Source organism: Methylobacterium sp. 2A (genome assembly GCF_009806555.1).
GTDB lineage: Bacteria > Pseudomonadota > Alphaproteobacteria > Rhizobiales > Beijerinckiaceae > Methylobacterium.
The window spans coordinates 111,564-124,677 of sequence record NZ_VUOK01000009.1; the positions used below are offsets into that span (position 1 = coordinate 111,564).

Genomic DNA, 13,114 nt, shown 5'->3' on the forward strand with positions numbered 1-13,114 from the left:
CTCAGCCATCCCGCCGCACGTTGTCCCAACCCTGACCGCGTGCAGCCGCGTTGCGTTCGACCCGCAGCGCGGTATTGTCTGACAAATAAGAACGTCAGACCGGGGGGAATCGCATGCGCAGGCTGATGCTGGCGGGGGTGGGACTTGTCGGGCTCCTGGCGGGAGCCGGCGCGCAGGAGGTGCCGCAGGTCCAGCCGGTTCAGGTCGATGCATCCCGGCCCGATTGGGAGAATCCGGCCGTCAACGCCATCGGCAAGGAGCCCGCGCGGGCCACGGGGTTCCCGTTCGAGACGCGGGCCAAGGCCCTGGCCGGCGAGCGTACGGCCTCGGCGCGGTTCCTGTCGCTGAACGGGACGTGGCGGTTCACGCTGTCGCCCGACGCCGACAGGCTGCCGGCGGGATTCGAGCAGCCCGGCTACGACGTGTCGGCGTGGAAGACCATCAAGGTCCCCGCCGACTGGCAGGCCGAGGGGTTCGATCAGCCGCGCTACAACAACATCACCTATCCGTTCCCCGCCAACCGTCCGCTGATCCCGCACGCGACCAACCCGGTCGGCTCGTACCGGCGCGACGTTGAGGTGCCGGCCGGCTGGACCGGCAGCGACGTGATCCTGCATATCGGCGCCGCCGGCTCGGCCTATTACGTCTGGGTCAACGGCCAGAAAGTCGGCTATTCGGAAGATTCGAAGCTGCCGAGCGAGTTCGACGTCACCCGCTTCGTCAAGCCAGGCACCAACACCGTCGCGATCCAGGTCTTCCGTTGGTCCGACGGCAGCTACCTGGAGGATCAGGATTTCTGGCGCGTCTCGGGCATCGAGCGCGAGGTGTTCCTGATGGCCGCGCCCCGGACCCGGATCCGCGACGTCTTCGTCCATGCCGGGCTGGACGAGGCGTATCGCGACGGCCGGCTGGCGGTCGATCTGGCGGTCACCCCCGGGGCGGCGGCGAGCGCCCGCTACGTGCTGCTGGACGGCGAGCGGGTCGTGGGCGAGGGCCGCGCCACCGTCGCGGCGGGCGATGCGGCGCGTGCGGTGACGCTCTCCGGCACCGTGCCGGGCGTGAAGGCGTGGACCGCCGAGACGCCCAACCTCTACGGGCTCCTGATCGAACTCTACGATGCCGCCGACGCGCTCATCCAGTCGACCCATCTGCCCATCGGGTTCCGGACGGTCGAGATCCGGAACGGCCTCGTCTCCGTCAACGGCAAGCCGATCACGATCCGTGGCGTCAACCGGCACGAGCACGACCCGGAGACCTTCCACGTGGTCGGCCGCGCCGCGATGGAGCGCGACATCGAGCTGATGAAGCGCAACAACATCAACGCGATCCGGACCTCGCACTATCCCAACGACCCGTATCTCTATGCGCTCGCGGACCGGTACGGCCTCTACGTCATGGACGAGGCCAATATCGAGAGCCACGCGTATATGGACTACGCGAACAAGCATCCCGACGAGCGCGGCCGGCTCCAGCTCGGCTTCGATCCCGCCTGGAAGGACGCGCATGTCAGCCGCGTCGTCAACATGATCGAGCGCGACAAGAACCACCCGTCGGTGATCGCGTGGTCCCTGGGCAACGAGGCCGGGATCGGCCCGAACTTCGCGGCCGCGGCCGCCGCCGCCAAGGCCCGCGACCCCGGCCGGCTGGTGAGCTATCTCGGCTGGGGGACCTGGGACGACATCCACGACCACCGGCCCAACTGGTACGCCGACTTCTACGCGCCGATGTACGATCCGGCGGTGAAGATGGCGGATTACGCGCGGAACTGGGCGTTCAAGCAGCCGATGATCCAGTGCGAGTACGCCCACATGATGGGCCAGTCGGGCGGCGACCTGAAGGAATACTGGGACACGATCTACGCGCATCCCGACCGGCTCCAGGGTGCCTTCGCCTGGGATTGGATCGACCAGTCGATGTACCGCTATGCCAAGGACGGCCGGCGCTACTGGGGCGACGGCGGCGAGTACGGGCCCAATCCGGGCGGCGAGATCGAGTTCGGCGACGGCCTGCTCCAGTCCGACCGGACCCCGAACCCGCAGCTCTACGAATTGCGCAAGGTCTACGCCCCGGTGCAGTTCGACGGGTTCGACCCGGCGACCGGGCGGCTGACGGTCCGCAACCGCCACGATTTCCGCGACCTATCGGGCTTCGCCCTCGACTGGGTGCTGGAGGAGGACGGGGTACCCGTGGCGCGCGGCGCGCTGCCGCCGCTCGCCACCCCGGCGCGCGGCGCGGACACGATCACCCTGCCGCTCGCCGCCCGGGCGCGCCGGCCGGGATCGGAGTCTTTCGTGACCGTCAACGTCCGCGCCGAGGCGGGGGCGGTCCCGCTCGTGCCCGCCGGGACCCTGGTCGGGTTCGAGCAGTTCGCGCTTCAGCCCGGGCGGCCGCCGGAGCCGGCGCCGGCCGGCGCGGTGACCCTGACCGAGGCGGACGGGGCCGTCACCCTGGCGGCCGGCGACGCAACGCTGTCGATCGACCACGCCACCGGGCTGATCGGGCGCTACACCCAGGCCGGGCGCCCCCTCGCGACCGGCGGGGCGCCGCATTTCTGGCGCGCGGTCACCGACAACGACATCGGCATCGGCGTCGACCGGGAACTCGCCGTCTGGAAGACGCTGAGCGAGACCCGCCGCGTCATCGCCCTGCGCAGCCGGCGCACCGATGCGGGCGCCGAGGTGAGCGTGGACTTCGTTCTGGGCGACGGCGCCGCGACCTTCTCCACCACCTACGCCATGGCGGGCGACGGCAGCGTCGCGATCTCGGGCCAGCTCACCCCAGTGAAGGCGGACCTGCCGCCGCCGTTCCGCGTCGGGCTCGCCTTCGCGCTGCCGACCGACATCGTCACGGTCGAATGGTACGGGCGCGGGCCGCACGAGAGCTACGTGGATCGCAAGACCTCGGCGCCGGTCGGGCTGTGGCGCGGGGTGATCGCCGAGCAGAACCACGACTTCATCCGCCCGCAGGAGACCGGCAACAAGGTCGACGTGCGGTGGATGGAGCTGTCCGGCGGCGGCCGGGGACTGCGGATCGCGGGCGAGCGGCCGCTGATGATGAACGCGCTGGCCTTCCCCTACGCCGACCTCGACCGGCACCCGCCCGGGACCTGGAAATCGACCGACATCGTGCCCCACGACCACGGCACGCTGCTGGTCGATGCGGTGCAATGGGGTGTCGGCGGCGACACTCAGTGGAGCGCCTTCGGCAAGCCCCTGCCCCAGTACCGCACGCGGGCGGAGCCGACCCGCGTCGCCGTCCGGCTGACTCCGTTCACGAGCGACGGCACGACCCCCGACAAGGCCCGCCCGGCCAGCGCCACGGGCGCGGAGTGAGGCCGGTCGTGGGTGTCCAGAGGGCGCGGGCCTTTGGGCGGGGTGTCGGGATGGAGCCCCGATCGCAGGGCTCCGCCCTGCACCCGCGAAAGGTCTCGGACCTTTCGAAACCGGGACTTTTCAGGCCGGTCCCGCCCTCACACCACATCCTCCAGCCGGATCGGCAGGCTGCGGATGCGGCGGCCGGTGGCGTGGTGGATTGCGTTGGCGATGGCCGCGTTCACCCCGATGATCCCGAGCTCACCCAGGCCCTTCAGCCCCAGCGCGTCGACCTGATCGTCGGGATCGGGCACCAGCAGCGCCTCGACCTCCGGCGCGTCGGCCGCCGTGGGGACGAGGTACTCGGCGAGATCCGGGTTGCGGTAGGCGGCGCCGTCGACCACCGTCTCTTCGAGCAGCGCCGAGCCGAGGCCCCAGATCATCCCGCCCATGAGCTGGCTCTTCGCGGTCAGCGGGTTGAGGATCCGCCCTGCCGCGAAGGCGCCGGTCAGCCGCGCCACCCGGATCTCCCCGGTCTCGGCATGGACATGGACCTCCGCGAACTGCGCGCCGAACCCCCAGGACACGGCCTTGCCGCCCCCGCCGAGGGTGAGCCCGATATGGCCCTGCCGCAGGCCCGCGAGCGCCTTGTCTCGGTCGCCGCCTGCCGGCACGAAATCCGCGATCGTCTCGACGCCCTCGGGGCTGACGGCCTCAGCCAGTACGATTCCGGTCCCGTCCGGCGCGGCCAGCCGGCCGCCCGCGAGACGGAGCGAGCCCGGATCCCGGCCGGCGAGGCGTCCGCCCTGCCCGGTCGCGGCCTGCGCCAGGGTCTCGCGGATCTGCCGGCAGCCGAGCGACAGGGCGTTCATCAGGCTGGTGGTCGTGCTCGACCCGCCCGAAATGCCGGCCGGCGGCAGGTCCGTGTCGCCGAGCCGGACCGTCACGCGCTCCACCGGCACGCCGAGCCCGTCCGCCGCACCCAGGGCGAGCAGCGTGGTGATGCCGTTGCCGATCTCGTGGTGTGCGCACGAGACCTCCGCAGAGCCGTCCGGGCCGAGCCGGACCCGCATCGTCGCGGCAGCGATCTTCACCGGGCGCACCGAGGTCGCGCAGCCGAGGCCGACCAACCAGGGCCCGTCGCGCATCGCGCCTGAGCGCGGCACCCGGCGCGACCAGCCGAAGGCCTTGGCGCCCGCCTCGAAGCAGGCCATCAGCGGCCGGGTCGAGAACGGCTTTCCCGAGACCGGATCGAAAGCCGTGTCGTTGCGCCGGCGCAACTCGATCGGGTCCATGCCGAGGGCCACCGCCATCTCGTCGACGGCGCTCTCCAGGGCGAACAGGAACGGCACTTCGGGGGGCGCCCGCATCGGCCCGGGCGTGTTGCGGTCGACCCGCACGGCCCGCTCCTCGGTGCGGATGTTCGGGCAGGCGTAGAGGCTCGCCGTCACCTCCGCGCCCTCCATGACGAAGGGATCGAAGCGCGACGTCACGGTCTCGGCCTCGTGGACCAGGGCGGTGAAGCGGCCGGTCCGGTCGGCGCCGAGGCGGATGCGGTGGCGCGATTCCGGCCGGTAATTGGCGATGGTGAAGCATTGCCGCCGGCTCGGCACCAGGGAGACCGGCCGGCCGAGGCGCTTCGCCGCCAGCGCGACCAGCGCCGTGTGCTGCGACAGCGCGAATTTCGAGCCGAAATGGCCGCCGATCAGGCCCGCCACCACGCGCACCTGCGCGGGATCGAGGCCGAGCTGCGCCGCGAGCCCGTGCTGCACGGCGCCGACGTAGCGGGTCGGCTCGTGCACGGTGAGCCGGTCGCCGTCCCAGGCGGCCCGGGTGGTGAACAGCTCGATCGGGTTGTGGTGCTGGACCGGGGTCTCGTAGCGCGCCTCGACCCGGACGGCCGCATCCCGAAAACCCGCCCCGGCGTCGCCCCGTTCGATGTCCTCGTGATGGGCTTTCAGGTCGGCGAGGCGCAATGTCTCGGCGCCCGGCGCGTCGAAGCCGCCGGCGGCAGGCTCGGCCGCATAGGAGACCTTCACCGCACCGGCCGCCGCCTCGGCGGTCTCCTGGCTCTCGGCCACCACCAGGGCCACGATCTGGCCGGCATAGGCGATCGCGTCGGAATCCAGCGGCCGGTGCGAGCTGTTGGCGTAGCCGCCGGCCATCAGGTGCTTCACCGGGGCCACCGCGCCGGACAAATCCCGGTGGGTGAAGATGGCGAGCAGACCCGGCACGGCCTTCGCGGCGTCGAGGTCGAACCCGGTGATCCGGCCCCGGGCGATGGTGCTGGTCACCAGGGCGGCGTGGGCGGTGTTCGTCTCCGGGCCGACGAGGTCGGAACTGTAGCGGGCCCGGCCCGTGACCTTGTCGGGTCCCTCGACCCGGGTGTGGGGGCGGCCGAGATGGCCGTCGGTGTCCTGCGCGCCCGAATCCATGCCGCCCTCCGCGTCCGCGGCCGCCGGGCCGCCTGCAGGGAGGGAAGCGCCGCCAGGGCGGTTCGGCTCCCCCGGGGATGGGGCGACAGGATGCAGCGGCCGCGCTGATGGCTCACCAGCGCGGCCGGGATCAGCTCAGTTCAAAACCTTCCCGTCCGGGCCGACCTTGACCTCCTGCTCCTTGTCGGCGCCCGCCACCTTGATCTCGTACTGGACCGCCGAGCCGTCCTTCTCGACCTCGGCCTCGTAGGCCTTGCCGCCGCCGGCCTTCTGCTCGGCGATGGCGAGCGCGTCCTTCAGGGAGGTCTTGGCGTTCTGGAAGTCGGAGGCCTTCAGGCGGGTGAAGTAGCGCTCGAACGGCTGGTTCTCGGTCTTGTAGAGCGCGCCGGTATCGGCGTTGATGCCGTACTCGACGAGCTTGCCGCTCGGGTAGACGACCTTGACCGCGTAATGGGCCGGATCCTTGCTGCCGGCCTTCTCGAAGTCGGCGTCGATGGCGCGGCCGCCCTTCTCGTCGCCCTGCGCCTCGGCGGTGGTCAGCGCCTGGGCGAGGCCGACCTTGGCGATCTTGGCGACCTGCCACTCCTTCAGGTTGCTGTCGGCCTTGGAGGCCGGCTCGGCGGGGGTCGCGGTGGCGGTCTGGGCCAGCGCGAGGCTCGTGGAGAGCGCGAGCAGGCCGGCCGCGGCGGTGAGACGGGTGATCATGGCGGGTATCCCTTTCGCGGGTTCGTTCACGGGAGCGTGCAACGCCGGCTCCGCGAAACGGTTGCCCCGCGCGAGGAAGAAAAGCCGTCCGGCGCCCCGGATGGCGCTGGCGGCCGCTCCGCCTGTATGAGGGGGCGACCCACCCGACACGGAGCCGCCCATGACCGCGAACGAGCCCGAGCCGCTGGACGCGTTCACGCGCCTGCACGCCAAGCTCTCCGCCCTGGAGATCGTGCTGGGCGTCCTGATCGGGCGCCTGTCGGAGGAGAATCCCGAGATCCGCGAGGACGTGAAGCGCGACGTGGCGGCGATCCTGTCGGACATGCCGATCGACGGCCCGAGCGAGGAGATGATCGCCGCCGAGGTCCGCCGGGCCGCCGAGGTCCTGACCAGCGTGTCGATCGGCTAGCGCATCGGACCGGATCTGAGATCCGGTCCGATGCGCTAGGCCTTTGTTTTTGCACCATCTCTTCCCGAAAGCCGGTGTCCACCTTTCGGGATGATGCTCCATCCCGGTCCAGGGATCCCAAAGGGCAAGCCCTTTGGCGGGGTGTCGGGGCAGCGCCCCGGCGCTCGGGCTCGTTCGTCAGCGCGGCGGCATGCGCAAGGCCCCGTCGAGGCGGATCGTCTCGCCGTTGAGCATCGGGTTCTCGCAGATGTGCCGGACGAGGGCGGCGTATTCGGCCGGCTTACCGAGCCGCGGCGGGAACGGCACGCTCTGCCCGAGCCCATCCTGCACCTCCTGGGGCAGCCCCGCCATCATGGGCGTCTCGAAGATGCCGGGGGCGATCGTCACCACCCGGATGCCGTGCCGGGCGAGTTCCCGGGCGATCGGCAGGGTCATGGACACCACCCCGCCCTTCGAGGCCGCGTAAGCGGCCTGCCCGATCTGCCCGTCGAAGGCCGCGATCGAGGCGGTGTTGACGATCACGCCCCGGGCGCCCTGCCCGTCCGGCGCCTCCCGGGCGATCGCCTCGGCGGCGAGCCGGATCATGTTGAACGTGCCCACGAGGTTGACCGAGACCGCCCGGGCGAAGGTTTCGAGCCGGTGCGGCCCGTCGCGGCCGACCACCTTCTCCCCCGGCGCGATCCCGGCGCAGTTCACGAGCCCGTGCAGGTGCCCGAACGCGTCGAGCGCCGTCCGGACCGCCGCGGCGCCGTCGGCCTCGCTGGTGACGTCGGTCGCGGCGAAGCGCGCCGCCGCGCCGATCTCCGAAGCCACCCGGGCGCCGGCCTCCCGGGCGATGTCGGCCACCACCACACGGGCGCCCGCCGCCGCGAGGCCGCGCGCCGCCGCCTCCCCCAGCCCCGAGCCCGCTCCGGTGACGATGAAGACGCGATCCTGGATCATCCTGCCCTCCCCCGATTGGTCCGGGCCGCCGCGCCCGCGCCGCATCCGGCCCTGACGGACACGACGTAGCGCGCCCCGGCGCGCCCCGGAAGTCGCCGGCCCCGGGATCCGGACCGCCAGCGTGGCGGTTGACGTGTGAAAAATTCCCACATATGCATTTCTCCAGTCGTGGTGCTGTATTGGCTTCTGTGTCCATCTGTTTCCAGCGCCACGCAACAGGACAGCGAACTATTCCGGCCCGTGCCTCCGGTTGAGGATCGTCAACCCGGCGCGCCGCACCCGAAACCCTGCACCGCCCCGACCTTCCGGGCGGCCGATGCCTCACCCCTGCACAGGACGGCCCATGCGCGCACCCTGGCTCGAGACCGCCGCCCGCCGCTGGCGTCATGGCCGGCTCGTCGGACGTCACTGGGAGGCACGGTCTCCGGTGATTCGCGCGGCCCTGCGCGCCGCCACGCCGGACAGCGTGCTGCTGGCGGGCAATTCCCACGCGGAATACATCGGAACTCCGGATCTCGGCGGGCGGCCGAGCCTCAACATCGCGGTCGGCGGCAGCACCGCGGCCGATTGCGCCCGGCATCTCGCGGTCCTGCACGGCACGGTTCTGGACCGCGCCGACCGGCGGCTCCCGGTCCGCTGCGCGGCCGCCGTGCTGATCATCGGCACCAACGACATCATGGGCTGGCGCCGCCCGGAACAGGCCCGGAGCGCCGACCGGTTCGCCGCGGAGGTCCGGCGCATCCTGGGCTTCCTGGAGGCGTGGTCGGCGCAGGTCTTCGTCGCCGCGGTCCCGCCGGTGGGCGCCTGGGCGACCGGCCGGGACCCGGCCGCCGTCGCGGTCTTCTCGGACAGGCTCGCGGCGCTCTGTGCCGAGCGGGGCCACGCCTTCTTCGACCCGTTCGCTACCTTTCGCGCCGGCACCCGGGGGCTGGCCGGTTCGGGCCTCTACCGGGACGGCGTGCACATGGCCGATTACACCCGCCTGGCCGCCGAAATCGCCCGGCTCGCGGTGATCGATCCGACCCCGTCCGGGCCGCCCGCGATCCGCCCGGCCGCCCCGGATCCGGCGGCCCATCTCCGGGTCCTCCGTGCGGCCTGGGTCGGCCGCCCGTGAGGCACTTCGGCCGCCTGTCCGCGCTCCTCCGGATCCGGCCGGGGCACAACCGCTCCGGGCGACCCCGGCCGCTGCGCGTCTGGCCCGGGGAGGCGGTGCTGTGGCTCGCCGAGAACGGCGTCCACCGCCCCCGGGCGGCCCGGCACGCGCTGGCGGCGCTGGCGCGTCCCGGCGCCCGCGGCCCGTACGCCGCCCGCGCGGTGGGCGGCGGCGCGGTCGTGATCGGCCCGGTCAGCGCCCTGGCCCTGCGCGACGCGGAGGCCGCGATGCAGTTCGTCTTCCGGGTCACGCCCTGCGGGTACGGCGAGGAGCCCTTTTAGGACGGCCCGGACGGACAGCCCTGGCCGATCGCCGCCGCCAGGAACGCCAGCGCGGCGCGGATCCCCGGCGCGCGCTTCAGGTCCGGGTAGGTGGCGAGCCAGATCGCGCGGGTCGGCGGCGTCAGGCCGGTGGCCAGACGGACCAGCGCAGGGTCGCCGTCGCCCATGAAGCACGGCAGCACCGCGGCGCCGAGGCCGGCCCGGGCCGCCTCCTGCTGCCCGAACAGGTCGCTCGCCTGGAACACGATGGGGCGCCCGTCCAGCAGGCTCCGCAGCCATGCCTGCTGGACGACGTGGTCCAGCGCGGCATCGTACCCGATGAACGTCCAGTCTTCGGGCGGCCGCGCGGCCTGTTCCGGCGTCGCGTAGAGCGCGAAGCGCATCACGCCGATGCGCCGGATCACGAGGTCCGGATCCTCGGGGCGCGTCAGCCGCACGGCGATCTCCGCCTCCCCACGGTCGAGCGCCGCCATCCGCGACAGCCCCGACAGGACCAGCGTGATGCCCGGATGCGCTTGGCGGAACCGCGCCACCTGCGGCGCGATCAGCCGGGCCGCCACGGCGGGCGGGGCGCTGATCCGCACCGTGGCTTTCGCCGCATCCGCGTAGCCGCGGGCCCGGCGCGCGATGGCCTGCACGGTCCCGGCCATCTCGTCCGCCAGGGCGGCGACGGCGGCCCCCTCCCGGGTCAGGGTGGTGCGGCGCGGCAGCCGCTCGACCAGGGGCAGCGCCAGCGCCTGCTCCAGGGCCGCGACCCGCCGGCCGACGGTCACATGGTCGACCCCCAGCGCCCGCGCGGCCGCCGAGAGCGAGCCGGCCTGGGCCAGTACCGCGAAGTAGTGAATGTCCTGCCAGTCGAGCATCGGTGAATCTTCGCACGGGGGCCGTGACGACATTCGGGCTTACCGGACCCAAGAAAGTGCGGTCCTTTCGCCGGGCAGGAGGTGGACCATGACGATGGCAATCGCAATGCGCGGGCCCGGCGGCCCGGATGTTCTTCAACCGATCGCGATCGATGTGCCGGATCCCGGACCCGGCGAGATCCGCATCCGCCAATCGGTCGTCGGCGTGAACTTCGTCGACATCTACTACCGCACAGGCCTCTATCCGCTCGCCGCCGCGCCGGCCGTGCTGGGCTTCGAGGGGGCAGGGACGGTCGAGGCCGTGGGCCGGGACGTCACGGCCCTGAAACCCGGCGACCGTGTCGCCTATCACGGCCGGCCGATCGGCGCCTACGCGGAGGCTCGGATCCTGCCCGAGGGCCGCCTCGTGACGCTGCCCGACACCCTGTCCGACCGGGTCATGGGCGGCACGATGCTGCGCGGGCTGACCGCCCACATGCTGCTGCACGCGGTGTGCGCCGTCCGGCCCGGGGACTGGATCCTGGTCCACGCCGCCGCCGGGGGCCTGGGCCAGCTCGTCACCCGCTGGGCGAAGCGCCTCGGCGCGCGGGTGATCGGGACGGTCGGCACCGCCGATAAGCAGGCTCAGGCGGAGGCCGCAGGCGCCGACGCGGTGTTCCTGCGCGGGGCGGACGACTGGGTTGCGCGCACCCGCGCCCTGGCGGATGGGCGCGGCGTCCATCTCGCGATCGACGGCATCGGCGGCGGCCTGCTGACCCGGACCCTCGCGGCGGTGCGCCCGTTCGGGATCGTGGCGAGCATCGGGCAGGTCGCCGGGCCGATCCCGCCGGTGCGCATCGCGGATCTGAGTGCCTGCCCCTCGGTCGCCCTCGTGCGCCCGAGCGTCATCGCCTATGCCGACGGTCCGGACCGGTACCGCAGCGGCTGCGCCGACCTGATCGCCGCGCTGCAGGACGGCCTGATCAATCCGATCGGGGCCGAATACCCGCTCCGGGACGCGGCCCTGGCCCAGGCCGACCTGGAGGCGGGCCGGACGACGGGCAGCGTCATCCTCACCGTGTGAGGCAGCCGGGCGTCACGACGGGCTCGTGCACAGCAGGGTCGGCGCGCAGAGTGTCCGGAAGCCCGCCCGGGCGGCGAGCGCCTCCGGGGCGCCTCCGGCCGGGCCATGCGGGAACATCGGCGGGAACATCAGCAGGAACACCTGGGCCGCCCCGCGCGCCCGCGCCGCGCGCAGGGCCGCGACGGTCACGGCGGTGCCCAGGCCCCGGCGCTGCCGGTCGAACCGGGTGGCGACGTTGTACAGCCCGGCCATGTCGCCGCGCAGGTAGAGGCTCGCGCAGGCCGCCGGGCCGGCGGCGTCGCGCAGGACGAGGTGGAGCGGCACGAGGCCGGGCCGCGCCTTCGCCGCCCGCAGGGCCGGCAGGTAGGTGCGGCGCAGATGCGTCCGCACGGCCGGGGCGTCCGACAGGTTGGCGAAGACCCCCTCGAAATCCGCCCCCGGTGCGGGCGTGGCCTGCAGGGTGACCGCGCCGTCGGCCTGCGCCGGCACCGGCAGCGGCCGCGCCACCATCCAGCGGGCCGGGTGGAGGATCGCGGGCTCGAACAGGGCGCGCAGCAGGGCGACCTCCTCGTCATCCCGGGCCAGGAAGGCCGGCGCCCGGGCGCGTCCCAGGGCCGCCGCCCCCGCCCAGGCGAACTGGTCGGGCCGGCGCACCCCGTAGGCGAAGTTCAGCGCCGGGTCCGGGATGCTCCGCGACCAGACGTAGCCCGCGCCTCCGGGCCCATGCGCGACGCCGTCGATCAGGGAACCGGTGAGCGCCGCCACGTGGGCGTCGCGCAGGGCCTCGAAGCCGAGATCGCCGTCCCGCACGGTCAGGCGGCCGGGCCGCCGGGGGCCTGCGCCGGGCCATCGAGACGGCGACCGAGGCGCCCGAAAGACGCCCCGCGGTGCGGCGGCATCCCCACCCCCGGACCGATGGCCGGATCCGGCGCCGTCTTGTTCAGGTTTCGATTCCGGACTGCCAATCTCGCCCTCGGTGTGCTCGCGATCAGGCCGGGGCTATCACGCACGGGATCGGCACAACAATGGTTATCTTCCGGAATTATAACGGTTAAAATCTATAATTTGTTGTGACGCCGGAGCATAATTATCGACGATGCCGTGTTTTATACGCGCTCAGTCGGGCGAATGCTGATGTCGGGCGGTGAACCGGTATCATGCACGCCGATCCGCGGCGCGCCAGGATGCGGGCGGCCGTGTATGCTGGCCCCCACGATTCGGAGCGGGCGGCGCGTACGGACCCTCGGCCCGCGCGACAGGAGCACCAGTCCGGCGATGCCGTCCTTCGACACGCCCGTTTCGGTCGGTGCCTTCGCGCTGCTGGTCTTCGCCTTCGCGGTGAAGCAGCTCGGGGCGGATTTCCTGCTCCAGACCACCTGGATGGCGTATGGCAAGAACCGGGCCTCGGACTGGATCCTCCCGCTCTGCGCCCATACCGGCCTGCACGGGCTGGGCACGCTGCTGATCGTGCTGCCGGTCAAGCCGGCCCTGTGGTGGCTGGCTTTGGTGGATTTCGCGATTCACACGGTGATCGATCGCGGCAAGGGGCTGATCGGCCGGCGCACGCACTTCCCGCCGACCGACACCCGGTTCTGGTGGCTGATCGGCCTCGACCAGTTCCTCCACCAAGTGACCCATATCGGGCTGGCGGCGATCCTGGCGGTGGGCTGAACCGGGCGGGGTTTTTCGCGTGCACGCCGGATCGGCTTGGGTGTGGGGTGGCCGGCCGCAGCTGTTCCGGCCCGGACGATCCCGCGGCAGACCGGCACCGCGCCCCGGCAGGCCTGGGGAGATGTGCCGGCCGGCGGCCCGAACCGCCGGCGCAGCTAGATGTCGTTTCCAAGGAGGTTGTCCTTAGGGAGCCTGCTTGTGGGCGGTTGTCCACCGAGAGCCGAGTGAGGCCTGCGGCTGTTGTAGTCGCACAGCCACGGGGTCATGGCGGCGGTGCGTTC

General features: G+C 72.5%; 12 protein-coding genes. 6 read left to right on the plus strand and 6 right to left on the minus strand.

Going from position 1 to position 13,114, the window contains the following annotated elements:
• Positions 1-113: 113 nt before the first annotated feature.
• Entirely contained in the window at positions 114-3,332 is a 3,219-nt protein-coding gene (locus FVE89_RS04945; protein ID WP_160533019.1) for a glycoside hydrolase family 2 TIM barrel-domain containing protein, read from the plus strand.
• A 137-nt stretch (positions 3,333-3,469) separates the two neighbouring features.
• Here FVE89_RS04945 and FVE89_RS04950 read toward each other — a convergent pair whose 3' ends face one another.
• Positions 3,470-5,746, minus strand: a complete 2,277-nt coding sequence (locus FVE89_RS04950) for a xanthine dehydrogenase family protein molybdopterin-binding subunit (protein WP_160533020.1) — start codon at positions 5,744-5,746, stop codon at positions 3,470-3,472.
• 135 nt (positions 5,747-5,881) lie between these two features.
• On the minus strand, positions 5,882-6,451 hold the full coding sequence (locus FVE89_RS04955) for a PepSY domain-containing protein (RefSeq protein ID WP_160533021.1): 570 nt from the start codon (positions 6,449-6,451) through the stop codon (positions 5,882-5,884).
• 160 nt (positions 6,452-6,611) lie between these two features.
• On the opposite strand from FVE89_RS04955, the gene FVE89_RS04960 reads away from it, so the two are divergent.
• Positions 6,612-6,860 (plus strand): hypothetical protein, encoded by a 249-nt coding sequence (locus tag FVE89_RS04960; protein WP_160533022.1) that lies wholly within the window; start codon positions 6,612-6,614, stop codon positions 6,858-6,860.
• 177 nt (positions 6,861-7,037) lie between these two features.
• Here FVE89_RS04960 and FVE89_RS04965 read toward each other — a convergent pair whose 3' ends face one another.
• A complete protein-coding gene (locus FVE89_RS04965; RefSeq protein WP_160533023.1) occupies positions 7,038-7,802 on the minus strand; it encodes an SDR family NAD(P)-dependent oxidoreductase in 765 nt (254 codons plus the stop codon).
• Positions 7,803-8,145: 343 nt separating this feature from the next.
• Between FVE89_RS04965 and FVE89_RS04970 the strand changes: the two genes are divergently transcribed.
• Together FVE89_RS04970 and FVE89_RS04975 are read left to right on the plus strand one after the other, a co-directional pair.
• On the plus strand, positions 8,146-8,916 hold the full coding sequence (locus tag FVE89_RS04970) for an SGNH/GDSL hydrolase family protein (RefSeq protein WP_160533024.1): 771 nt from the start codon (positions 8,146-8,148) through the stop codon (positions 8,914-8,916).
• On the plus strand, positions 8,913-9,236 hold the full coding sequence (locus FVE89_RS04975) for a hypothetical protein (protein ID WP_160533025.1): 324 nt from the start codon (positions 8,913-8,915) through the stop codon (positions 9,234-9,236). Before FVE89_RS04970 ends, FVE89_RS04975 begins: the two co-directional genes overlap by 4 nt.
• Here the strand turns inward: FVE89_RS04975 and FVE89_RS04980 are convergent.
• Positions 9,233-10,099: a LysR family transcriptional regulator gene (locus tag FVE89_RS04980; RefSeq protein WP_160533026.1), complete on the minus strand. Its 867-nt coding sequence runs from the start codon at positions 10,097-10,099 to the stop codon at positions 9,233-9,235. The two genes, FVE89_RS04975 and FVE89_RS04980, sit on opposite strands and share 4 nt — an antisense overlap.
• Before the next feature lie 88 nt (positions 10,100-10,187).
• Here FVE89_RS04980 and FVE89_RS04985 point away from each other — a divergent pair, with 88 nt between their 5' ends.
• Positions 10,188-11,162: a quinone oxidoreductase gene (locus FVE89_RS04985; RefSeq protein ID WP_160533027.1), complete on the plus strand. Its 975-nt coding sequence runs from the start codon at positions 10,188-10,190 to the stop codon at positions 11,160-11,162.
• Positions 11,163-11,174: 12 nt separating this feature from the next.
• Here FVE89_RS04985 and FVE89_RS04990 read toward each other — a convergent pair whose 3' ends face one another.
• On the minus strand, positions 11,175-11,972 hold the full coding sequence (locus FVE89_RS04990; RefSeq protein ID WP_160533028.1) for a GNAT family N-acetyltransferase: 798 nt from the start codon (positions 11,970-11,972) through the stop codon (positions 11,175-11,177).
• Between the two features lie 465 nt (positions 11,973-12,437).
• Between FVE89_RS04990 and FVE89_RS04995 the strand changes: the two genes are divergently transcribed.
• Complete coding sequence (locus FVE89_RS04995) at positions 12,438-12,833, plus strand: DUF3307 domain-containing protein (protein WP_160533029.1); 396 nt, start codon at positions 12,438-12,440, stop codon at positions 12,831-12,833.
• Between the two features lie 155 nt (positions 12,834-12,988).
• Here the strand turns inward: FVE89_RS04995 and FVE89_RS05000 are convergent.
• Positions 12,989-13,114 (minus strand): integrase core domain-containing protein (locus FVE89_RS05000; RefSeq protein WP_160532917.1); only part of this gene is annotated, 126 nt, incomplete at its 5' end.